Below are 22573 nucleotides of genomic sequence, written 5' to 3' on the forward strand. Positions count from 1 at the left end.
GGTCTTCGATGCGTGTTATCCAAGGCCTGCGGATCAATCCCCGGAATAACTAACAAACTATCCTGCAAATTCATCCAAAGAAACGCTTCGCTCGATGACTTCGCCTGTTCCACCCCGTGACTGGACCGACATCCAGTGGCCCGATGTCACCGCGACCGAGGCGGCGCGCTGGATCGCGGTGCTGCCGCTGGCGGCGACCGAGCAGCACGGCCCGCATTTGCCGCTGGAAACCGATGTCATGATCGGCGAGGCCTATCTGGCGCGGGTGCGCGAGCTGCTGCCCCCGACGATCCCCGTCACCTTCCTCCCGATGCAGCCGGTCGGCATTTCCACCGAGCATACCGATTTTCCGGGCACGCTGACGCTGCCGACCGACGTCGCGCTGAAGAACTGGATGGCGCTCGGCGAAGACGTTGCGCGCGCAGGCATCCGCAAGCTCGTGATGGTGACGAGCCATGGCGGCAATAGTGCTGCGATGATGCTGGTTGCGCAGGATTTGCGCGCCAAACACCGGCTGCTCGCGGTGACCACGAGTTGGTCGCGGTTCGGCGTACCGGATGGACTGTTCTCGGCGCAAGAGCTGCGCCACGGCATTCACGGCGGCGCGGTCGAAACCTCGATCATGCTGGCGCGCTATCCGCACGCCGTGCGCCAGGAAGCGATCGCGGATTTTCGTCCCACCAGCATTGCGATGGAAAAGGAATTTCGCTGGCTCTCGACACAACGGCCCGCCGCGTTCGCCTGGCAGGTGCAGGATCTGCACCCAAGCGGCGCGGTCGGCGACGCCACCAACGGCTCCGCGGCGAAGGGCGAGAAGCTGCTCGATCATGGTGCGCGCGCGTTCTGCGAATTGCTCGCCGACGTCGATAACTTCGACGTGAACCGGCTGGCCTCCGGCCCGAATAAGCCCTCTAAATAATTGTAATAACTACGCAATAATTGATCTTCCCAATTCCCATCGAGGAATTCGAACCAGATTCGGCAAGCCTCCGTCCAACTGGCATGCGGACCACAATGGCCGCTTGTAGACGGATGGAGTTTCCAATGTCGATCAAGACCAGGATTGCCGCTCTCGCTCTCGCCGCGCTTGCCGTTACCGGCACGGTCGCATCCACCAGCCAGGCACAAGCCAAGCCGCTCGGCTGGGGCTGGGGCGTTGGAGCCGGTCTCGTCGGCGCTGCCATCGTCGGCACCGCGATCGCCGCCAGCAACGACGGTTACTACTACGACGGCTATCGCCGCTGCGGCTGGGTTCGCCAGTACGACGCTTACGGCAACTACATGGGCCGCGTTCGTAACTGCGGCTACTGACTGATCGACTGAACTGATTTCTGTTTGAGAAGCGTTTTCTTCAAGCCAATCGATCTCGAACGACCGGACAGCACTTCGCTCGAAAACGCTTCGCTTCTTGTTTGACGCGTTTTCTTTACGCGAACCGGGCACCACTTCGCTTGAAAACGCTTCGCTTCTTGTTTGACGCGTTTTCTTCACGCGAACCGGTTCGCCACCCCCGGATCAAGTCCGAGGGCATGCTTCGCTTGAAAACGCTTCGCTGATGGATCCTGCGTTCGGCACGGGCGCCTTATCCACCCCGTGCCGCACCCGACCCGCCCGGTTGTCCCCCCGGGCGGGTCAACCTTTTTGGCGCTCACCGCTCGGCCCCGGGGGCCCCGTTGCAAAACTGTCATCGCAGAATGCCATCCAACGGGTGCGCTGTTTAGTCTTGTTGCTATTGCGAATTACTTGCAATAAGTCATGGAAATGAATGGGTGTGTTCCCCCGGGTCTGGCCTGGACCGGGAGAATCATGAAAATCCGACCGGGGGCGGCGGGGTTGATGACTTTTATTTCTTGGGTGGCGGCAGGCCTTCAAATCTGCAGTGATGGTGCGAGACCACCGCAGCCTTTGCGAAATGTCCGCACGATGAACCGCGACCGCCGATACCTGAATCATGTCCTGGCTGGCGTGGCGTTCGGCACGCTCGTGCTGGGCGGGGCTGCTCGGGCAGCCGACATGACGCTCAAGGCGCCCGTCTACAAAGCCGTCTACGACTGGACCGGGTTCTATATCGGCGGCCACTTCGGCTATGGCGGCGGAAGTCTTGGACCGGGAACTAACCCGCTTCCCGAGCAGGGCGTATTCCTGCCGCACAGCACGACCGGACTGATCGGCGGCTACCAAGCTGGCTATAGCAGGCAGTTCTCGAACCAAGTCGTGCTTGGCATCGAAGTGGACGCGTCGTTTCCAAGCCCGATGGACGGAGCGGCGCTGACGCCCGCCCCGTTCAACAGCACCATCGACTATACCGGCACCCTGCGCGGCCGCATTGGTTACGCATTCGGGCGCTGGATGCCCTATCTGACCGGCGGATTTGCCTGGGGACACACCCACGTCAATATCCACGACGCAGCCGGAGACCTCATCTCATCGCCGGGGCAATACCACACCGGCTGGACCGCGGGTGCCGGCGCCGAGTTCGCGGTGAGCGGTAACTGGAGCGCAAAGGCCGAATACAGCTACATCGATCTGTCGCGGCGCATGTACGACCTCAGCGGCTTCGCCCTGCCGGGAATTAACGTCGACCCCCGCATCCATCTCGTCAAACTCGGCCTCAATTACCGGTTCGGTGACACCCCGTGGATTGCGCCGGCCGATGGAAAACCGCTGCTTCCGGAATCGAACGACTGGAATGTGCACGCGCAAACCACCTTTTTGCCGCAGGCCTATCCCAGCTTTCGTTCGCCCTATGCCGGCGCCAACAGTCTTCCCGGCGCCGGACAACTGCAGGCGACCTGGACCACGACCGCGTTTGTCGGCGCGCGGCTGTGGCAAGGCGGTGAGTTCTATTTCAATCCGGAACTTGCGCAGGGTTTTGGCCTGAACGGCACGCTCGGATTGGCAGGATTCCCGAACGGCGAAGCGCAAAAGGCCGGTGCCGCCTTCCCGAAAATTCGCGCGCAGCGCTACTACATCAAACAGACCTTCGGCCTCGGCGGCGAGCAGGAAGAGGTCCCGGACGCGGCCAACCAATTGGCGGGGAAACGCGACATCGACCGCATCACGCTGGTCGTCGGGCGCTTTGCGATCGGCGATTTCTTCGACGGTAATTCCTATGCCAAGGATCCGCGCGCGGACTTCATGAACTGGGCGATGTGGTCGTCGGCGGCTTACGATTTTCCGGCCGACCTGCCCGGTTACACACGCGGCGCCGTGGCCGAACTCAATCGCAAGGATTGGGCGGTACGCGCCGGGCTGTTCCAGGTGCCCTCTGCGCCCAACAGCGACATCCTTACCTTCAAGACCGGTGGCGCCGTGGTCGAATTCGAGGGCCGCTACGCGATCTTCGATCAGCCGGGCAAATTGCGGCTCGGGGTATTCGGTACGCGCGGCAACACCGGCAATTATCGCGACGCGCTGGCGATCGAAGCCACGAACCCGGCGCTGGATATCAACACGGTCATGGCGGGCATTCGCCGCGACAATCCGAAATACGGCTTCTATGCCAATGCCGAGCAGCAGATCGCACGGGATGTCGGCCTGTTTGGTCGCGCAAGCTGGAACGACGGGCAGAACGAGATTCTGTCGTTCACCGACATCGACCGCAGCATTTCGGGCGGCCTGTCGGTGAAAGGCAGCTATTGGGGACGCGCAAGCGACACCATCGGCATCGGTGGCGCGGTCAACGGGTTGTCCAGCGCGCACCGTGATTTCCTAGCCGCCGGCGGCCTCGGCCTGCTGATCGGCGACGGCCGGCTCAACTACCGCCACGAGCGCATCTTGGAGACATACTACGCTTATGCCATCGACAAGCACTTCACCTTCACGGCGGACTACCAGTTGATCACCAATCCCGCCTACAACGCCGACCGCGGCCCGGTTCATATCTTCTCCGGCCGTCTCCACGGCGAGTTCTAGGACTCACGCGGGCATTCCCAGGAACAGCAAAATCACGCGCCGAAGCCGCACCGGGAATAAAGGCCCGCAAACGGGGATATAGTCCCCGTGGATATCCGTAAGCGGAGGATGACGCGCGTGCCGTTCCGGCTGATCCTGGCCGAGATTTGCCTTGGGATGACGTTGGCGCTTGTTTTTGCCGCCGGTGTACCGGCGCTCGCGCAGGCCGGAGAATGTCCGACCTCGGCGTCGGAGATCGCCACCGACCGGCCGGATGTCACGAACTCGAGCCTCGTCGTTCCCGTCGGCAGCCTGCAGGGCGAAAACGGCATCAACACAACGCGGCGCGGCATGGACAAGACGTTCGACGGCACCAACAGCCGGCTCAGGCTCGGCATCGCGCCCTGCCTCGAGATTCTGGTCGACGTGCCTGACTATGTCGGCCGCCTGAAGGGTAATGCCGACTCTGGCTTCGGCAATGTGGCGCCGGCCATCAAATGGCAGTTCGGCTCGCTTCCGGAACCCTGGAATCTATCGGTGACGGCGGGAGCCGGATTGCCGACCGGCTCGCCGAAAATCGCCGGCCCCGGTCTGCAGCCTTACCTGCAATTTCCGTGGTCGTATGAGATCGGCGGCGGCTGGGGGACCAGCGGCATGGTGACGACGTTGTTCTTCCCGTCCGGTCTTGCCAACAGGCAGACCACAGAGGCGACATTCGTCCTCGAAAAGAAGGTCACCGAGCGTGCGTCGCTGTTCGTCGAATATGTCGGCGATTATCCCTCGCGCGGAAGCAGCGCGCAGCTGTTCAATACCGGCGGCGGATATCTCCTGACCAAGACCCAGCAGATCGACTTCCACCTCGCATTCGGCCTCAACCGGAATTCGCCGAACTACATCATCGGCCTCGGCTATTCATTCCGGTTCGACGATCTGTTTCGCACGTCGGTGCGGTAATCCCTCGATAAGTTCAACCGACCGCAGCGAGCCTCGTAGCCCGGATGAGCGCAGCGACATCCGGGAACACGCTCACGTCGCCCCCGGATATCGCTGCGCTCATCCGGGTTACATAGATCATCGACGAATGATTTCATCCCACCGGCTGGAACGACTCCGCTTGCGCCATCGCCCAGGCATCGCGGAAGCGCGGATCCTCGGTGCCTTCGAGCAATTCGCCGGGCCGCAGCGACGGGTAGAGCTGCGCGAAAGAGTGGACGTCCGTGGTCGAACTCCGCTGCGAAAAATGAATCGGCCGGATATCCCGGGGATGATCGAGGCCCGCGGCGGCGAGCAGTTCGGTCAGCGCATGCAGCGTCGCGTGGTGATAGTTATAGACCCGCTCGACCTTGTGCGGCACCACCAGCGCGCGATTGCGCGAGGGGTCCTGGGTCGTAACACCGGTCGGGCAACGATCGGTATGGCAACTCAGCGACTGGATACAGCCCAGCGCGAACATGAACCCGCGCGCCGAATTGCACCAGTCGGCGCCGATCGCCATCGCCCGCGCAATATCGAAGGCGGTCGCGATCTTGCCGGCGGCGCCGATCTTGATGCGGTCCCGCGCATTGATGCCGATAAGCGCATTGTGAACGAAATTGACACCCTCACGCATCGGCATGCCCAGATGGTCCATGAACTCCAGCGGCGCAGCACCGGTGCCGCCTTCATTGCCGTCGATGACGATGAAGTCGGGGTAGATCCCGGTTTGCAGCATCGCCTTGCAGATCGCCAGGAATTCCCAGGGATGACCGATACACATCTTGAAGCCGGCAGGCTTGCCGCCGGACAACCTTCGCATCTCGCCGATAAAGGCCATCATCTGCAACGGTGTCGAGAACGCCCGGTGATAGGCCGGAGAGATGCAATCCTCGCCCATGGCAACGCCCCGGATTTTGGAAATCTCCTCCGAGACCTTGGCCGCCGGCAGCACGCCGCCATGACCGGGCTTGGCGCCCTGGCTGATCTTGAGCTCGACCATCTTGATCTGATCGTCGGTCGCGACCCGCGCGAACTCATCCGGATTGAACGTTCCGTCGCGGTTGCGGCAACCGAAATAGCCGGAGCCAATCTCCCAAATGATGTCACCGCCATTCTCGCGATGATAGGGGCTGACGCCGCCCTCACCGGTGTCGTGCGCGAAGCCGCCCTTCTTGGCGCCTGCATTCAGCGCGCGCACCGCATTGGGGCTGAGCGCACCGAAGCTCATCGCCGAGATATTGAACACCGACGCCGAGTATGGCCTGGTGCAATCGGGGCCGCCGATGGTGATGCGGAATTGCTCCTCGGCACGCGGCTTCGGCGCCACCGAATGGTGCATCCACTCATAGCCCTCGCGGTAGACATCCTCCTGGGTGCCGAATGGCCGCTTGTCGAGCACCATCTTGGCGCGCTGATAGACGAGCGCGCGGGTGTCGCGGCTGAACGGCATGCCGTCCTTTTCGCTCTCGAAGAAATACTGCCGCATCTCGGGCCGGATTTCTTCGAGCAAAAAACGGATATGCGCCGAGATCGGATAGTTGCGCAGAACGGCGTGGCCCTTCTGCGTCAGGTCGCGAAGGCCGAGAAGCGTCAGCGCGGCGAAGATGATCACCGGGATCAGCACGACTTCCCATATCTTCGGGTTATGGTCGAAAATCCCGATCCCGAGCAGCAATGCCGTGACGACGGCGCAGATCGTCAGCACGATGAAGCGTGGCGAGAACGGAAGCAGCAGCGTTTCCATAAAATCCCTCAGCCGGATTATTGTTTGTCGATCGGTAGCTTAGTCCAATCAATCGAATAAGCACCATACGATACGCACCGGCAATCGCGGATGTGACAGCGATCGGTAAAATTTTGGAGGCCCGACTCGCCGGGAGTGCGTCGATAGGAAAGCTATTGCAGTGCAGCGTAACGGCGCCGCTCAGTGACCATGCGGCCGCATCTCGTCGGGAATTCTGCCTTCCTGGAGGGCGTGCTGGGCTAGCCAGGCGTCGGTGGTCTGGATGGCGCGCTCGATATGATCTGATGTGCGCGAGAAATCGTACGGCGATCCAACCAGCGGGCACAAAGGCGGCACCACGAAATATTCGATCTCGGGTCCGAGGCTTTCCAGCTCGCTGACCAGCTGGCGCGCGATCAGCAGCGTCAACGCATGCAGTGCATTCGCAACCGCGCCGACCGGCGGCGTCTGCGTCGCACAGGCGTGCCCGGTCGGCAGGATGATCAGGCGCCTGGCACCCTTCTTCACGGCAACCTGGATCGGCGTGTTGCTGGAGATGGCGCCATCGGCGAGGTAGTGATCCCGGTAATGGACCGGCGCGAACGCGCCGGGGATCGCAGTGGAGGCGACGATCGCCTCCGCGATCGGCCCTTCCGACAACACCACGCTGTCGCCGGAGACGATATCGGTCGTGACGATATGCAGCGGCAGTTTGGCATCCTGCAGATTGCGATAGGGGATATGATCCTCGATCAGCTTGCGGATGCCGTCATGGGGAATGAGGAAATCGCGGCGCCACAGAAAACTCAGCACCGTGCGCCAGCTCATTGGAAAGACATCCTGCCGCGTCAGTCCGCGCCAGATGGTCTGCAGTCTCTCCACCCCTTTGAGGGTCGGGTCGCCGGCGTAGAACGCGCCGTTCAAGGCTCCGACACTGGAGCCGACCACCATGTCCGCGCTAATGCCGTGGGCTGCGAGAGAATGCAGCATCCCGACCTGAATGGCGCCGAAGCTGCCGCCGCCGGCGAACACAAAGGCGGTCTTCGCTCGCCCGATCTCATCGCGTACCGCCACAGCGCACTCGCTCCCCGATGTCGCCGCGTCGGCAAGGTGCCGCACGGCGTTCGGAAAGTCTATAACAGCGCGTGAGCGGAGAAAGCTACTAACCGCGACGTCATTCCGGGATGGTCCGTAGGACCAGACCTCAGGGGTGCAATTGCACCCCGGGGAATCTCGAGATTCCGGGTTCGATGCTCCGCATCGCCCCGGAATGACTGGAATCTCAGCGCTCGACGAACGCCTTCTCGATCACGAAATGGCCGGGCTGGCTGTGGCTGCCTTCGAGGAAGCCGCGGCTTTCGAACATCTGGCGCAGCTCTTCCAGCATGCCCGGGCTGCCGCACATCATGATGCGGTCGGTCGCGATATCGAGCGGTGGCTGGTGGATATCGTTGAACAACTGGTCCGACGTGATCAGGTCGGTGATGCGGCCACGGTTGCGGAACGGCTCGCGGGTGACCGTCGGATAATACAACAACTTCTCCGACAGCAGCGGTCCGAACAGTTCATCGTCGCGGAGCTTTGCGACCAGTTCTTCGCCATAGGCGAGTTCGGATACCTGCCGGCAGCCATGAACCAGCACGATGCTCTCGTACCGCTCGTAGACGTCGGGGTCCTTGATCAGGCTCGCGAACGGCGCAAGGCCGGTGCCGGTCGACAGCAGCAGCAGCCGCTGGCCCGCAATCAGGTTGTCGGTGATCAGCGTACCGGTGGCCTTGCGGCCGACCAGGATCTCGTCGCCTTCCCTGATCTTCTGCAGCTTCGAGGTCAGCGGCCCGTCCGCGACCTTGATCGAGAAGAATTCGAGTTCCTCCTCGTGATTGGCGCTCGCCATGCTGTAGGCGCGCAGCAGCGGACGTCCCTCGACCTCGAGGCCGATCATCGCAAACTGGCCGTTCTGGAAGCGGAAGCCGGAATCGCGGGTGGCGGTGAAGCTGAAAAGCGTATCGGTCCAATGCCGGACAGAAAGAACTTTCTCTCTATAGAACGCGCTCATGTGTTTTCGTTTTTCCTGACGTCTTGGAGTAGAACGTTTCGGTTTTTCGGGTCACAAAATGCGAAAAACCCCCGAAATCATTGGCGATTTGACGTGTGCATTGCGCCAATCATGCAGATAGTCAAGATGCATTGACGCGCAATTGAGAACTCCGCATGGCAGTCGGTTTATTTTTAGAAAGGTTCAATCGGGGTCTGTTAACGCTACCGGCGCACACGCAATTAACTTGCTGAAATCGTCGGCGATCTGGCAATAAATTACCTCCAAAAAGCACTTGGAAAATAGCACTTGGATGGCAGAGCGGGAAAATCAGGCATGATCAACGGCGAACGCGCTTTCGTAGGCGCCGTCAGAAAATACTGCGCCAGCCACGGCATCGAAGTCGAACTGAGAGCTCAGGGCTGGCTCATTGTCATGACGCGCGGGTCAAAGCGGCGCTTCGCCTTTGGATATGACCTTGGACTCAACAGCGCGGTCGCCCATCGCATCGCGAACGATAAGGCCGCGACCGCGGACGTTCTGGAAATCTGCGGCATCCCGTGCGTGCCGCACACCGCGTTCCTGAGCCCGAGGATGTACAAGTACATAACGCCGGCCGGAGCGTGGACGGCGATGCTCGATCTGCTGCAGCAGAATCCGGAAGGCATTGTCGTCAAGCCCAACGAAGGCACCGGCGGAATTTCCGTCTTCAAGGTCCGGACCGAACCGGAACTTGAAGTCGCGGCGAACGAGATTTTCTCCTCCGAAAGAAGTCTCGCCATTTCGCCTTACGTGGATATCGAGGATGAAGTCCGGGTCATCCTGATCGACTATCGGCCGATCGTCGTTTTCAGCAAGAACCGGCTGTCGGTCATTGGCGACGGCACGCGCTCCGTTCTGGAATTGGCGATCGCAACGATCCCCGCCGAACGACTATCGAAGGTCTTGTCGGGGCTATCAGGCGAAATCAGCAAGGCCTCGCTCGATGAAGTCCCGCCCGCGGGCCGGCGCCACGCGCTGAACTGGCGTCACAATCTCGGCGCGGGAGCGCAAGCCGTCGTTCTCGCGCACGATGAAGCGCGGGCCGCCGCCTGCATTGCGATTGCCGTGGCGGCGGCGCGATCGATCGAAATGCGGTTCGGCTCGATCGATGTGGTCCGCGTCAACGGTCGCTGGAAAGTCCTGGAAATCAATTCGGGCGTGATGATGGAAGCGCTGAACCAGTCCCATCCGGAACTGGTCGACGCAGCCTACGCTGCGGCGCTGGACACGATCTTCGGCTCGAACGCCGGGCAATAAAACGGCGGGCCTGGGTCGCGCCCAAGCCCGCCTTTGCACCTTCACCACGTTGTTCGGCTAGTTACTCGTCCCTTGCGTGTCGTCGAGCACCTTGAAGGCCTCCTCGAGCTGCGGCGAGATCGCGACGTTGAGCTTCTCGCCGGTCGGCAGCCGCGCGACGAACCACTTGTTGTAGAGCGGAATCAGGTCGCGGTTCGAACCGAGCTTGCGGAAGGTGCGCTCGACCACCGCCGCCAGTTGCGGCTCGCCCTTGCGAAACATGATGCCGTAGGGATCGTAGGACAGATATTCGCCCGTTACCTTGAACTTATCCTGGGACTTGTGCCGCGCGATCAGGCCGTAGAGCAGGATGTCGTCGGTCGCGAACGCGTCGGCCTTGCCGTCCACCAGCATCTGATAGGATTGCTCATGGTCGGGCGCCGCCACGATATTGAGGCCGAGCGCGAACTTCTTGTCGACATTATGCATCGCCTGCTCGTTGGTGGTGCCTTTCGTCACCACCACGGTCTTGCCCTTCAGGTCCGCCGGCGCCGAGATCGTCGAGGCCTTTGGCACCATCAACTTGGTGCCGGCCACGAACATCAAGGGCGAGAACGCCACTAGCTTGGCGCGTTCGGCATTGGCGGTGGTTGAGCCGCATTCGAGATCGATCTTGTTCTGCGTCACCGCCGGAATGCGATCGTCCGAGGTGACCTTGACGTATTCGATCTTGAGGTTGGGGTCATCGACCTCGATCCCGATCTCCTCGACCACCGCCTCGCAGAGTTCGAGGCTGTAGCCGATCGGCCGGTTCGACTGATCGAGGAACGAGAACGGCGGCGAACTCTCGCGAAAGCCGAGCCGCACGACATGGGTCTTCTTGATGTTGGCGAGCGTGGGGCTAAGCCCCTCGTTGCCATCGGTCTGGGCTGACGCTCCCGTTGCCAGCAGACAGGCTGCCAGCAGCAGGCCGCTTACCCCTATCGGCCTGCCAAGTGTTCTGCTTATCGGTTTCCTTGGGGACTGATGCATGCATCTCTCCCTCAATGCGCCGGCACGGCGTCACCGGCGATGGCATCGGACGGCACGGCTTCATCGGGCCCAAGCTCGTGCTCGGCCTTCAGTTCGCCCTCCCACTTCGCGACCACCGAGGTCGCCAGCGAGTTGCCGATCACGTTGGTGGCGCTGCGTCCCATGTCGAGGAACGTATCGATACCCATGATCATCAGCAGGCCGGCCTCGGGAATCCCGAACTGGCTGAGCGTCGAGGCGATCACGACGAGGGAGGCGCGCGGCACGCCGGCGACGCCCTTCGAGGTGATCATCAGCGTCGCCAGCATCGCGAGCTGGGTGCCGAGCGGCATGTCGATATGGTAGGTCTGCGCGATGAAGATACTCGCGAAGGTGCAGTACATCATCGTGCCGTCGAGATTGAACGAGTAGCCGAGCGGCAGCACGAAGGCGGAAATCCGCGACGAGGCGCCGAACTTGTTGAGGCCTTCCAGCGTCTTCGGATAGGCGGCTTCGGACGAGGCCGTCGAGAACGCGATCATCAACGGCTCGCGGATCAGCCGCAGCAGGTGGCTGTATCTCGGCCCGATCACGACGAAGCCGACCACGACCAGGATGGCCCACAGGATCATCAGCGAGAGATAGAAGCCGCCCATGAACACGATCAGCTTCCACAACACGCCGAGGCCGTTCTTCGACACCGTCGCCATAATCGCAGCCCACACCGCCACCGGCGCGAACAGCATCACATAGCCGGTCACTTTCAGCATGATATGGGCGAGATCGTCGATCAGCGACATGATCGGCTTCGACCGCTCCGGCATGGCGCCGAGCGCGACGGCGAAGAACACCGCGAATACCACGATCTGCAGGATTTCGTTCTGCGCCATCGCGTCCGCGATCGAGGTCGGGATCAGATGGGTCAGGAACTTCTCGATCGAGAAGGCCGATACCGGCAGGCCGGTCGACTGCGCCTTGTCGGGCAGCGTACCGGGGAAGTTGGCGCCCGGCTGCAGCAGGTTGACCATCACGAGGCCGAGCAGCAGCGAAACAAAGGAGGCGCTGACGAACCAGCCCATGGTCTTGGCGAAGATACGGCCCAGCTTGGCACCGGAGCCCATGTGCGCGATACCGCCGACCAGGGTGGCGAACACCAGCGGCGCGATGATCATCTTGATCAGGCGCAGGAACAGCATGGCGATCAGGTTTACGTCGGCCGCGATTTCGACCCGGCTGTCGGGCAGATAGTTGAAAACCAATGTTCCCATCACGATGCCGAGCGCCATCGCGATCAGAATGAACTGCGTAAACCTGCTGGACATTTTCTCACCCCCGTAAGTTCCGGCGGGCGGGAGTTTGGCAGATTCCGCAACCGACGCAACACCGTCGCGACGATCGGCGCACTTGCCACAATGTTCCCGTTGTGAAATGCGCGCGCCCCGACTAGCGTTCAATGCAGCGCACAATCTGTGCAATGGCCGCCTCGGGCGCAGTCAATTGCAGCCGGAAACGCCAGAACAACAATCACTCGAGGGGAGAACACCATGAACGACACCGTCAATCGTCAGATCCTGCTGGTCGAAAAGCCGACCGGCAAGCTTGGCCCCGAGCATTTCAAACTGGCCAAGGCCGCCGTTCCCGAGCCGAAGGACGGCGAGGTGCTGGTGCGGACGCGCTACATTTCGCTCGATGCCGCCAACCGGGCCTGGATGCATGGCGCCACCTACCGCGCCGCGGTGGAGGCCAATACGGTGATGGCCGGCGGCGGCATCGCTGAGGTCGTGTCCTCGAAAGCACCGGGGCTTGCACCGGGCGATATCGTGTTCGGCGATACCGGCTGGCAGGATTATGCCGCCGTTCCCGCCAAGCACTTGACCAAGATGCCCAGGATAGAGCCGATGACGCATCTGCTCAGCGTCTACGGCATCGCCGGCCTGACCGCCTATTTCGGGCTGCTCCATGTCGGCAAGCCGAAAGCCGGCGAAACCGTCGTGGTCTCGGCCGCGGCCGGCTCGGTCGGATCGATCGTCGGGCAAATTGCAAAGATCAAGGGCTGTCATGTCGTCGGCATCGCCGGCGGCAAGGACAAATGCCACTGGCTGACGTCCGAACTCGGTTTTGACGCCGCCGTCGATTACAAGGACGGTGCGACCTTCAAGGCGCTGCGGGCTGCGGCGCCCAAGGGCATCGACGTCTATTTCGACAATGTCGGCGGCGACATCCTCGAGGCCTGCCTTTCGCTGATGAACAACCGCGGCCGCATCGCCTGCTGCGGCGCGATCTCGCAATATGACGGCGTGCCGTCGGCCACCGGCCCGCGCGGCGTGCCCGGCCTGATCGTGGTGAAGCGCCTGATCATGCAGGGCTTCATCGTGATGGACTACATGGACCAGCGCGACGAAGCCCTGAAAGACCTGCAGTCCTGGGTCGCATCAGGCAAATTGAAGGTGCAGGAAGACGTGATCGACGGGCTCGAGAACACACCGAAAGCGCTGATCGGTCTGCTGGCCGGCGAGAACCGCGGCAAGCGGATGGTGAAGGTGTAGCTCTCGTATCCGTAGGGTGGGCAAAGGCGCACTTGGCGCCGTGCCCACCATATATCCTCTTGTCGTCACCTGACGGTGGGCACGCTACGCTTTGCCCACCCTACGAAGTGGCCGCTAATGCACCGTGCCCGGCGCTTGCGGCGCGGTCTGCGGACCCGCCTTCCTCGCCTTGCGCTCGGCGAGCCAGTTTTCGAAACGCTGGATCACGACGAAGAAGGTCGGCACAAACAGCACCGCCAGGCAGGTCGACGCCAGCATGCCTGAGAACACCGTGATGCCGATCGACTTGCGGGCGTTGGCGCCGGCGCCGGTCGCGAGCACCAGCGGCACCACGCCGAGAATGAAGGCAAAGGACGTCATCAGGATCGGCCGGAACCGCGCCCGCGCCGCCTCGATGGCGGATTCAAGCAGCGGCTTGCGATCGCGCACATGAAGCTCGAGCGCCACCTCGACGATCAGGATGGCGTTCTTGGCCGATAGCGCAATCAGCAGGATGATGCCGATCTGGGTGTAGAGATTGTTCTCGATACGCAGTCCCGTCAGCACGATCATCGGGCCCAGCAACGACAGCGGCACCGCAAGAATGACGGAGATCGGCGCGTACCAGCTCTCATATTGTCCAGCCAGCACGAGATAGACCAACAGCAGGGCCAGGCCGAACGCCCAGTAGATCTGGCCGCCGACAACCTTCTCCTGGTACGACATCGCGGTCCACTCGAAGCCGGTACCCGGCGGCAAGGTCTTGCCGGCGATCTCTTCCATCAGCTTCATCGACTGGCCGGAGCTGAAGCCGGTGGCCGGCAGGCCGATGACGGTTGCGGATGGATAAAGGTTGTACAGGCTGATCAGCGAGGGGCCGACGGCCGGCGTGATCTTCGCGACGGTTCCGAGCGGCACCATGTCGCCCTGGCTGTTGCGCACCATCAGGTTTTCGATGTCGCGCGGCGTCAGGCGAAATTGCGAATCCGCCTGCGCATAGACCTGGAAGGTACGACCGAACTTGTTGAACTGGTTGACATAGGTCGATCCCAGGTAGGACGACAAGGTCGAGAAGATCTGGTCGGTCGTGACATGCAGCGTCTGGGTCTTGATGCGATCGACGTCGACGTCGAGTTGCGGCACCATCGAACGGAACGACGAACTGACGCGCTGCAGCGCGCTTTGGGTCTGGGCATTGGAAACGATGGCGCCGGCGATGGCCTGCAGCTTGCCGTAGTCGGCGTTGCCGTCACGGAGTTGCACCTGCATCGCAAAGCCGGCGGCATTGCCGATGCCCTGAATCGGCGGCGGTGGAATCACCAGGACCCGCGCGTCCAATATCACCGACATCTTCTCGTTCAATCCCACGAACAGCGAACGGAGATCCTGGCCCGGGCCGCGCGCGCTCCACTCCTTCAGGATCAGATAGGCGACGCCCGCATTGGCGAGGCTTGAAGAACTGTCCAGCGCCGATATGCCCGCGATGCTGATGACCTGGTCGACGCCCGGCGTCTTGCCGGCGATCTCGCTGACCTGATTGAGCACCTGCTCGGTACGGTCGAGCGCCGCACCATCGGGAAGCTGCACCGCGACCAGGAGGTAGCCCTGGTCCTCGATCGGAATGAAACCGGTCGGAACCCGCGACAGGCCGTAGCCCGCGATGCCGATCAGGATAAGGGCCGAGATCACCGACAGGTTGCTGTGGGCAACCAGGCGGCCCATCAGCCGGCCATAGGCCACCTCAACGCGATCATAGACCGCGTTGAAGCCGCGATAGAAGAAGTTGCGCTGCTCGGGCGGCACCGGCCGGCGCAGCCACAGGGCGCACTGCGTCGGCTTCAGCGTCGCGGCATTGACGGCGCTGAGCAGCGCGGTCGCCGCGATCACCAGCGCGAATTGCGAGTACATCTTTCCGGTCAATCCCGGCAGGAAAGCCGACGGCAGGAACACCGAGATCAGCACCAGCGTGATGCCGACGATCGGCGCGAACAGCGCATCCATCGCCGCGATCGCGGCATCATGGCCGGACATGCCCTTTTCGATATTATGCGCCGCGCCCTCGACCACGACGATGGCGTCGTCGACCACGATGCCGATGGCCAGCACGATCGCAAACAGGGTCGAGATGTTGACGGTGAAACCGAGCGCTGCCATCGCCGCGAAAGCGCCGATGATCGTCACCGGCACCGTGGTTGCCGGCACCAGCATCGCGCGCCAGTCCTGCAGGAAGATCAGGATCACGACCAGGACGAGCAAGCCGGCCTCGACCAGCGTCTTGTAGACCTCGTTGATCGATTCCGAGACGAATTTGGTGGTGTCGAACGGCGTGGCGTAGGTAATGTCCTGCGGAAACGCCTTGGCCAGATCAGCCATCTTTTTCTGAACCGCGGCCTCGACCTCCAGCGCGTTGGCGCCCGGCGACTGGAACACGCCAATGCCGGTGGACGCCTTGTTGTTGAGCGAAAACACCTGGCTGTAGGTCTGGGCGCCGAGCTCGACCCAGCCGACGTCGCGCACGCGCGTGACGTCGCCATTGTTGCCGGTCTTGACGATGACATCCTCGAACTGGCTCTTGTCGTCGAGCCGCCCGTTGACGTTCAGCGTGTACTGGAACGCCTGGCCCGCGGGTGTCGGCGGTGCGCCGATCTGGCCGGCCGTGACCTGCTGGCTCTGCTGCTGGATCGACTGGATGACGTCCTGTGGCATCAGTCCGCGCACTTGCAGCTTGTTCGGGTCGAGCCAGACCCGCATCGAGTATTGGCCGGCGCCGAACACGGTGACGTTGCCGACACCGGGCAGCCGCGCCAGCTCGTCCTTGATGTTGATGGTGGCGTAATTGCTCAGGAACAGGCTGTCATAGGTCGAATTCGGCGAACTCAGCGTCACGAACAAAAGGATCGCGGTCGACCGCTTCTGCACCGTGACGCCCTGATTCTGCACCGATTGCGGCAACTGCGACAGCGCGCTCGACACCCGGTTCTGCACCAGCACCTGCGCGAAGTTGAGGTCGGTGCCGATCTTGAACGTGACCGTCAGCGAATAGGTGCCGTCGGCGCCGCTGTAGGACTGCATGTAGAGCATGTCCTCGACACCATTGACCTGCTGCTCGATCGGCAGCGCCACGGTATCGATCACGGTCTTGGCGCTGGCGCCGGGATAGCGGGTCGTGACCTGGACGGTCGGCGGCACGATATCCGGATATTGCGCGACGGCCAGGCGGAACAGGCATACGCCGCCGATCAGGACCATCAGGATCGCGATGACGTTGGAAAGGACGGGCCGCTCGATGAAGAATTTCGAAATCATGGCCGGACCTACTTTTTCGATGCCGGCTGCGCTTCGATCTTCTGCAGTTGCGGATCGACCTTCTGGCCTGGGATCGCGCGCAGCAGTCCCGCAGTGACGATGCGGTCATCGGGCTTCAACCCGGTTTCGATGACGCGCAACTCCCCCTCCAGCGGTCCGGTCCGGACCTTGCGCGGTTCGACGATGTTTTCGCCGTTCACGACCAGCACGTAGCGGCCGGCCTGATCGCTGCCCAATGCAACGTCGGGCACCAGCAGCGCATTCTGTTGCTGCTCGAAGGGGACGCGGACGCGAACGTAGTATCCCGGCAGCAAGACGCGGTCGGGATTGGGCAGCACACCGCGCACCGCCAGCGTGCCGGTCGACTGGTTGATGGTCGGCGCCGCATAGTCGAGCTTGCCCTTGTGCGGGTAGCCGGTGTCGGTCTGCAGGCCGACCTCGATCGGCAGCGATTTGAGATCGTCCGACGTCATGCCGCGCCGCCGAGCCTCTTCGCGAACCCGCAGCACGTCCTGCTCGTTGACATTGAAGTTCACGTAGATCGGATCGAGCGCCACGATGGTGGCAAGCTGCGTCGGCGACGCCGCGCCGACGAGTTCGCCGATGGAGACGAGATGGGCGCTGACGATGCCGTCGAACGGTGCGACGACGTTGGTATAACCGTAATTGACCGCCGCGATCCTCGTATTGACCTCGGCCTGCTGCAGATTCGCCTGCGCGTTGTCGCGCGCCGATGTCGAGGTATCCAGCGTCGCCTGCGAGACCGCCTGCCGCTGCACCAGGTCCGACTGGCGCTTGAAGTCGGCTTCGGCCTGCCTCAGCGACGCCTGCGCGCCGGCTTCGGCCGCCTGCGCCTGCTCGAGTTTCAGCTTGTAGGTATCGGGCTCGATCGTAAACAGCGTGGTGCCTTCCTTGACGAAGGTGCCGTCCTGATAATTGATCGTTTGCAAGAATCCCTGCACGCGCGCGACGAGATCGACATTCTTGATCGGCGCGGTATTGCCGGTCGCTTCCAGATAGCGCGTGATGGACCGTTGCACTGGAACGGCGACTTCAACTTTCGGCGGTGGAGGTGAAACAAAACTATTTTGTTCGCAGGCACTTAAGGCCACGGACGCGAATATGACGAAAGCCATTCGCGGCGCGGTGAAGACATGTTGCGAACGCGTTGGCTTCATTTTGCATGTCCCGATACGTTTGTTTTGCAACAGGCTTTCTATTCAGAACCCGTCGTCCGCCAATCCCGCGAAAGTAGCAACAATCTGCTTGCAGTGGAACCCGAAACCGAAAATGATATCGCGCAGAAGTTATTTCCCCGGCTCATTATGATTTTCTTCGTCTGAAGCGGCGATGTTCGCAACAACGCCAAGGATGTATTCAAATGACCAACACGTTGACACGTGCAGCGACGCTTGGTGCCGTGATCACGGCCGCAATTTTCGCGAGTGCCGCACCTGCGTTCCCGCAAGTCCCGACCCAGGCACAGCGTGACGCCATCAAGTCAGAATGCAGATCCGATTACATGGCGCATTGCTCCAGCATTCCGCCGGGTGGCGAGGCCTCGCTGCAATGCCTGCAGAAGAACATGTCGAGCCTTGCCCCGGGTTGTCAGAGCGCCGTGAAAGCCGTCGAAGCGCCGGCCGCACCGAAGGCTGAATCTGCACCTGCGGCGCCGAAGGTCGAGTCCGCGCCATCGGGCGAGACCGCCAAGCCGGCCGCCGAGACCGCGCCGCCCAAGACTTCGACACCCCAGACTTCAACTCCCAAGACACCGCCACCGCCGAAGGCCGCGGCAGCGAAGCAGCCGACCGGCGCGCAGATTTCCGCGATACGCAGCGCCTGCCGCTCCGACTATCCAAAGGTCTGCGCGGGCGTCCCGACCGGCGGCGCCCCGGCACTGCAATGCCTGGAAACGAACAAGGCAAAGCTCTCGGCCGGTTGCGAGAAGGCCGTCGCCGCGGCGACCGGCGGCGTAGCGGCGCCCGCGGCTGGAACGGCTCCGGCTGCCGCGGGAGCGGCCCCCGCCGCTGCGGCAGCACCCGCTGCCCCCGTCGTGATCGTGCTGCGCCCGATGCGGCCGCGCGAAGAACTGTTCGTGCTGCGTTCGGCCTGCGGCGGCGATGTCCGCACCATCTGCGGCGGCGTGGCCCCCGGCGGCGGCCGGATCGTGCAGTGTCTGGCGACCAACGCCGCGCGGCTTTCGCCGCCATGTCAGGATGTGCTGTCGCAGTTCAGGGCACAGTAGCGCCCGCACCGCCGACGATCCCGACATGATCGAAACGACGAAAGGAAAATCGATGTACCGCGCCCTCCTTACCGCAGCCACCCTGCTTTGCGTTTCGCAGACCGCATTCGCGCAGGAATTGACCGCCGCGCAGCGCGACGCCTGCAAGGGCGACTACGTGAAATACTGCAAGAGCGTGGTCCCCGGCGGCGGGCGGATCATCGCCTGCCTCGCCAAGGAGAGCGACAAGCTGACCCCCGCCTGCAAGATGGTGCTGGAGGCGGCAGAGAAGAAATAGAACAGCCATGAACCGTGCCGGCAAGTTGCGCCCGCCGGACCGGCGAGATCGGCGTGCGAACGCCCGACATCCATCCGCAGAACATTGCACCACCTGAATGCACATCAACCAAAACAATTCCGGGAGAACACCATGCGTTCCATGCTGATCATTGCCTCCGCCCTCTTCGCCTTTGGCGCAGCCATGACGTTCGAGGCGAGCGATGCCAAAGCGGTCGTCTGCGCCAACGGTGTGGTACGCGCCGGTTGCGCCGGACCGCGCGGCGCCGTCGTCGTGCGCAAGCCCGTCGCGGTCTGCCGCTGGGTCTGGGTCGGCGGCGTGAAGGTGCGCCGCTGCGCCTAAATCGCTGTTGCATCCGGGTCGGGGCCAACACTGCACCGGCGGTTCACCCGGATAGGCCAGTCCAACCGAAAGACCTAAGCCCGGTTCTGATATTTTCAGGACCGGGCTTTCGACCGGACACGCGATCATTTTTCCCCTAGCGGAATTTTCCGGCGCGGATTAGTGTGACCGCAATTAGTCAGTATACTGTCGATTGGGAGGAAGGACGTGCGTATCGCCGTGATCGGCGGAGGCCCTGGCGGTCTCTACTTCGCCTATCTCTGGAAGCGGCGTCATCCGGACGCCGAGATCGACCTGTTCGAACAGAACCCCGAAGGCGCGACCTGGGGTTTTGGCGTGGTGTTCTCCGAACAGGCGCTGGAATTCCTGCGCGCCGACGACCCCGAGACGGTCGACGCGATTACGCCACGGATGGAGAGCTGGAAGAACATCACGCTCAACCTGCGCGGTGAAAGCGTCGAAATCGACGGCGTCGGCTTCTCCTCGATCGGCCGGCTCGAATTGCTGACCATCCTGCAGCAGCGGGTCCGCACCGCCGGCGTTACGCCGCGATACGACACGACGATTCAATCGGTCGACGAACTCAGGAGATACGACCTGATCGTTGCCGCCGACGGGTTGAACTCGCTGGTGCGCCGCGGCTTCGAGCAGGCGTTCGGCGCCTCGGTCTCGCATTCGACCAACAAATTCGCCTGGTACGGCACCAGCAAACGCTTTGCCACGCTGTCGCAGACCTTCGTGAAGACCGATCTCGGATCGTTCAACGCCCATCACTACCGCTATGCGCCCGCCATGAGCACCTTCCTGGTCGAATGCGACGCGGCGACGTGGCAGGCCTATGGTTTCGAACACAAGACGATCGAGCAGTCGCAGGCGATCTGCGAGGCAGTCTTCGCCGACACCCTCGACGGCCATGCGCTGGTGTCGAACAAATCGGTGTGGCGCAATTTTCCCTGGATCTGGAACGAGAACTGGTCGTCGCGGAATATGGTGCTGATCGGCGATGCCCTGCACTCGGCGCACTTCTCGATCGGCTCGGGAACGCGGCTCGCGATCGAGGACGCGATCGCGCTCACCAAGGCGCTGGAGGCGGAGACGGAGATTTCCGCGGCGCTTGCCCGCTATCAGGCCGAGCGCAAGCCGATCGTGAAGAAACTGGTGACGGCCGCGCGCACCAGCGCCGGCTGGTACGAGCATTTCCCCGAACACATGAAGCTCGATCTGATGGATTTCGCCCATAGCTACATCACCCGTTCGGGGCGGATCGACGATATCAGGTTGCGCGCGATGTCGCCGAAATTCATGGCGCGCTACGAAGCCGCGAAGCAAAGCGGGAGCCGGTCATGACGCACGAGATCACCGACGCTGTCCCGCGGGATAACCCCGGCGCGCGCGAGATCGGCTTTACGATTCCCGAGCGTTACAATGCCAGCCGCATCCTGTTCGATAATCTGGCCGAAGGCCACGGCGACCGACTGGCGCTCACCGGCCCCGGCGGCAACACCACTTATGCCGAACTCTGCGCCGACGCCTCGCGATGGGGTCACGGCTTTCAGTCGCTGGGCCTGAAACGCGGCGACCGCATCCTGATGTTCCTCGACGATACGCCGGCCTATCCGGCGGCATTTTTCGGCGCGGTGCTGGCGGGCTTCGTGCCGCTGTTGATCAACACGCTGACGCCGCCGGACCTGCTGCAGTTCTACCTCTCGGACGCCAGTGCCACGGTCGCGGTCGCCGATGCCGAATTCACGCCCCGATTCAACACCGAGGCCTGCAAGGACACGCAGCTGCAAACGCTGATCGTCGTCAATGGCGCCGCCGGCGAGCACGCCGTGCCCACCGCGCTGGTCGCCGAACCATGGCTGCAAGGTTTTGCCACCGAACTGGCGGAAGCCGACACCGGCCGGGACGAGATGGCGTTCTGGATGTACTCCTCGGGCTCGACCGGCCGCCCAAAGGGCATCGTGCATCTGCAGCACGACATGGCCTATAGCGAGCGGGCGTTCGCGCGCAACGTGCTCAAGCTGACGGCCAACGACATCTGCTTCTCGGTGCCAAAAATCTTTTTCGCCTATGGTTTTGGTAATGCCATCACCTTCCCGTTCTCGGTCGGTGCCGCGACGTTGCTGCTGCCGGGTCAGCCGAAACCGGCCGCGATTTTCGAGGCGATCGGAAAATATCGTCCGTCGCACTTCTTCGGATTGCCGACACTCTACACCTCGCTGACCAAAGCCGACGGCGCATCGACCGCCGATTTCTCGTCCCTGCGCATGGCGCTGTCGGCGGCCGAAGTGCTGTCGGCTGATGTCTTCAACGGCTGGAAGACGCTGACCGGCCTCGAAATTGTCGAAGGTCTCGGCTCTACCGAAGTGCTGCACATCTACCTTTCCAACCGGCCCGAACAGAAAAAGCTCGGTGCCGCCGGTCTGCGCGTGCCCGGCTACGAAATCGCGCTACGTAACAAGGACGGCCGCGACGTTGCCGACAACGAGGAAGGCATCTTGTGGGTGCGCGGCGACTCCAACACGCCGCTGTACTGGAACCGGCCCGACAAATCCGCCGAGACGATCCGCGACGGCGGCTGGATCTACACCGGCGACCGCTTCGTGCGTGATTCCGACGGCTTTCACTTCTTCCGCGGCCGCGCCGACGACCTGATCAAGATCTCCGGCCAATGGGTCTACCCGCTCGAAGTCGAGCTCTGCCTCGCCGAACATCCCGACATCAGGGAATGCGCGGTCTACGCCGCCGAGCTGCCGGATCGCCGCATGACGCTGAAGGCGGTGGTGGTGATGAACAGGAGCGGCTTCGACGCTAACGATGCGACGAAGCGGCTGCAGGAGTACGTCAAGGCAAAGCTGCTTCCTTACAAATATCCGCGCGAGATCACGTTTGCCGAGGAGCTGCCGAAGACCGGCACGGGGAAGATCGACCGCCAGGCCGTGATGAAGATGTAGGAGAT

At 62.4% G+C, this 22573-nt stretch carries 18 protein-coding genes; 11 read left to right on the plus strand and 7 right to left on the minus strand.

Features of this window, described 5'->3' with window-relative positions:
- The first annotated feature begins 94 nt into the window (after positions 1 to 94).
- From FFI89_RS32965 to FFI89_RS32980, 4 genes are all read left to right on the plus strand, one after another.
- A complete protein-coding gene (locus tag FFI89_RS32965; RefSeq protein ID WP_138831617.1) occupies positions 95 to 919 on the plus strand; it encodes a creatininase family protein in 825 nt (274 codons plus the stop codon).
- 125 nt (positions 920 to 1044) lie between these two features.
- Positions 1045 to 1311, plus strand: coding sequence for a hypothetical protein (locus FFI89_RS32970; RefSeq protein ID WP_138831618.1), 267 nt, complete (start codon positions 1045 to 1047; stop codon positions 1309 to 1311).
- A gap of 612 nt (positions 1312 to 1923) precedes the next feature.
- The gene (locus FFI89_RS32975) at positions 1924 to 3915 is read left to right on the plus strand and encodes a carbohydrate porin (RefSeq protein WP_138831619.1); all 1992 of its coding nucleotides are present in this window, start codon (positions 1924 to 1926) and stop codon (positions 3913 to 3915) included.
- Positions 3916 to 4002: 87 nt separating this feature from the next.
- Entirely contained in the window at positions 4003 to 4848 is an 846-nt protein-coding gene (locus tag FFI89_RS32980; protein ID WP_246669327.1) for a transporter, read from the plus strand.
- 133 nt (positions 4849 to 4981) lie between these two features.
- Here the strand turns inward: FFI89_RS32980 and FFI89_RS32985 are convergent, their stop codons facing one another.
- From FFI89_RS32985 to FFI89_RS33000, 3 genes are all read right to left on the minus strand, one after another.
- Positions 4982 to 6613 carry an FMN-binding glutamate synthase family protein gene (locus FFI89_RS32985; protein ID WP_138831620.1) on the minus strand — a complete coding sequence of 544 codons (1632 nt, stop codon included), beginning with the start codon at positions 6611 to 6613 and terminating at the stop codon, positions 4982 to 4984.
- A 180-nt stretch (positions 6614 to 6793) separates the two neighbouring features.
- The gene (locus FFI89_RS32990) at positions 6794 to 7666 is read right to left on the minus strand and encodes a patatin-like phospholipase family protein (protein WP_246669328.1); all 873 of its coding nucleotides are present in this window, start codon (positions 7664 to 7666) and stop codon (positions 6794 to 6796) included.
- Positions 7667 to 7874: 208 nt separating this feature from the next.
- Positions 7875 to 8648, minus strand: coding sequence for a ferredoxin--NADP reductase (locus FFI89_RS33000; RefSeq protein ID WP_138831621.1), 774 nt, complete (start codon positions 8646 to 8648; stop codon positions 7875 to 7877).
- Between the two features lie 315 nt (positions 8649 to 8963).
- Here FFI89_RS33000 and FFI89_RS33005 point away from each other — a divergent pair, with 315 nt between their 5' ends.
- Positions 8964 to 9926, plus strand: a complete 963-nt coding sequence (locus tag FFI89_RS33005; RefSeq protein WP_138831622.1) for a RimK family alpha-L-glutamate ligase — start codon at positions 8964 to 8966, stop codon at positions 9924 to 9926.
- 57 nt (positions 9927 to 9983) lie between these two features.
- On the opposite strand, the gene FFI89_RS33010 is transcribed toward FFI89_RS33005, so the two are convergent.
- Together FFI89_RS33010 and FFI89_RS33015 are read right to left on the minus strand one after the other, a co-directional pair.
- On the minus strand, positions 9984 to 10937 hold the full coding sequence (locus FFI89_RS33010) for an amino acid ABC transporter substrate-binding protein (RefSeq protein WP_138831623.1): 954 nt from the start codon (positions 10935 to 10937) through the stop codon (positions 9984 to 9986).
- Positions 10938 to 10948: 11 nt separating this feature from the next.
- Positions 10949 to 12238 carry a dicarboxylate/amino acid:cation symporter gene (locus FFI89_RS33015; RefSeq protein WP_138831624.1) on the minus strand — a complete coding sequence of 430 codons (1290 nt, stop codon included), beginning with the start codon at positions 12236 to 12238 and terminating at the stop codon, positions 10949 to 10951.
- Between the two features lie 222 nt (positions 12239 to 12460).
- Between FFI89_RS33015 and FFI89_RS33020 the strand changes: the two genes are divergently transcribed.
- Positions 12461 to 13462 carry an NADP-dependent oxidoreductase gene (locus tag FFI89_RS33020; protein WP_138831625.1) on the plus strand — a complete coding sequence of 334 codons (1002 nt, stop codon included), beginning with the start codon at positions 12461 to 12463 and terminating at the stop codon, positions 13460 to 13462.
- A gap of 114 nt (positions 13463 to 13576) precedes the next feature.
- On the opposite strand, the gene FFI89_RS33025 is transcribed toward FFI89_RS33020, so the two are convergent.
- Positions 13577 to 16747, minus strand: coding sequence for an efflux RND transporter permease subunit (locus FFI89_RS33025; RefSeq protein WP_138831626.1), 3171 nt, complete (start codon positions 16745 to 16747; stop codon positions 13577 to 13579).
- Between the two features lie 8 nt (positions 16748 to 16755).
- The gene (locus tag FFI89_RS33030; RefSeq protein WP_246669562.1) at positions 16756 to 17883 is read right to left on the minus strand and encodes an efflux RND transporter periplasmic adaptor subunit; all 1128 of its coding nucleotides are present in this window, start codon (positions 17881 to 17883) and stop codon (positions 16756 to 16758) included.
- 245 nt (positions 17884 to 18128) lie between these two features.
- Between FFI89_RS33030 and FFI89_RS33035 the strand changes: the two genes are divergently transcribed.
- The 5 genes from FFI89_RS33035 to FFI89_RS33055 all read left to right on the plus strand — a co-directional run bounded on the left by FFI89_RS33035 (position 18129) and on the right by FFI89_RS33055 (position 22568).
- Entirely contained in the window at positions 18129 to 18992 is an 864-nt protein-coding gene (locus FFI89_RS33035) for a cysteine rich repeat-containing protein (RefSeq protein ID WP_138831628.1), read from the plus strand.
- Positions 18993 to 19044: 52 nt separating this feature from the next.
- Entirely contained in the window at positions 19045 to 19269 is a 225-nt protein-coding gene (locus FFI89_RS33040; protein WP_138831629.1) for a cysteine rich repeat-containing protein, read from the plus strand.
- Positions 19270 to 19401: 132 nt separating this feature from the next.
- Entirely contained in the window at positions 19402 to 19611 is a 210-nt protein-coding gene (locus FFI89_RS33045; protein WP_138831630.1) for a hypothetical protein, read from the plus strand.
- A 207-nt stretch (positions 19612 to 19818) separates the two neighbouring features.
- Positions 19819 to 20958, plus strand: a complete 1140-nt coding sequence (locus FFI89_RS33050) for an FAD-dependent monooxygenase (RefSeq protein WP_138831631.1) — start codon at positions 19819 to 19821, stop codon at positions 20956 to 20958.
- The gene (locus tag FFI89_RS33055; protein ID WP_138831632.1) at positions 20955 to 22568 is read left to right on the plus strand and encodes a benzoate-CoA ligase family protein; all 1614 of its coding nucleotides are present in this window, start codon (positions 20955 to 20957) and stop codon (positions 22566 to 22568) included. The genes FFI89_RS33050 and FFI89_RS33055 overlap by 4 nt, the downstream gene beginning before the upstream one ends.
- Positions 22569 to 22573 lie beyond the last annotated feature (5 nt).

Source organism: Bradyrhizobium sp. KBS0727 (genome assembly GCF_005937885.2).
Lineage (GTDB): Bacteria > Pseudomonadota > Alphaproteobacteria > Rhizobiales > Xanthobacteraceae > Bradyrhizobium.

Coding starts and splice junctions, on each gene's coding strand:
- FFI89_RS32965 (WP_138831617.1), top strand. CDS start 95: ATGACTTCGCCTGTTCCACCCCGTGACTGGACCGACATCCAGTGGCCC.
- FFI89_RS32970 (WP_138831618.1), top strand. CDS start 1,045: ATGTCGATCAAGACCAGGATTGCCGCTCTCGCTCTCGCCGCGCTTGCC.
- FFI89_RS32975 (WP_138831619.1), top strand. CDS start 1,924: ATGAACCGCGACCGCCGATACCTGAATCATGTCCTGGCTGGCGTGGCG.
- FFI89_RS32985 (WP_138831620.1), bottom strand. CDS start 6,613: ATGGAAACGCTGCTGCTTCCGTTCTCGCCACGCTTCATCGTGCTGACG.
- FFI89_RS33000 (WP_138831621.1), bottom strand. CDS start 8,648: ATGAGCGCGTTCTATAGAGAGAAAGTTCTTTCTGTCCGGCATTGGACC.
- FFI89_RS33005 (WP_138831622.1), top strand. CDS start 8,964: ATGATCAACGGCGAACGCGCTTTCGTAGGCGCCGTCAGAAAATACTGC.
- FFI89_RS33010 (WP_138831623.1), bottom strand. CDS start 10,937: ATGCATCAGTCCCCAAGGAAACCGATAAGCAGAACACTTGGCAGGCCG.
- FFI89_RS33015 (WP_138831624.1), bottom strand. CDS start 12,238: ATGTCCAGCAGGTTTACGCAGTTCATTCTGATCGCGATGGCGCTCGGC.
- FFI89_RS33020 (WP_138831625.1), top strand. CDS start 12,461: ATGAACGACACCGTCAATCGTCAGATCCTGCTGGTCGAAAAGCCGACC.
- FFI89_RS33025 (WP_138831626.1), bottom strand. CDS start 16,747: ATGATTTCGAAATTCTTCATCGAGCGGCCCGTCCTTTCCAACGTCATC.
- FFI89_RS33030 (WP_246669562.1), bottom strand. CDS start 17,883: ATGGCTTTCGTCATATTCGCGTCCGTGGCCTTAAGTGCCTGCGAACAA.
- FFI89_RS33035 (WP_138831628.1), top strand. CDS start 18,129: ATGACCAACACGTTGACACGTGCAGCGACGCTTGGTGCCGTGATCACG.
- FFI89_RS33040 (WP_138831629.1), top strand. CDS start 19,045: ATGTACCGCGCCCTCCTTACCGCAGCCACCCTGCTTTGCGTTTCGCAG.
- FFI89_RS33045 (WP_138831630.1), top strand. CDS start 19,402: ATGCGTTCCATGCTGATCATTGCCTCCGCCCTCTTCGCCTTTGGCGCA.
- FFI89_RS33055 (WP_138831632.1), top strand. CDS start 20,955: ATGACGCACGAGATCACCGACGCTGTCCCGCGGGATAACCCCGGCGCG.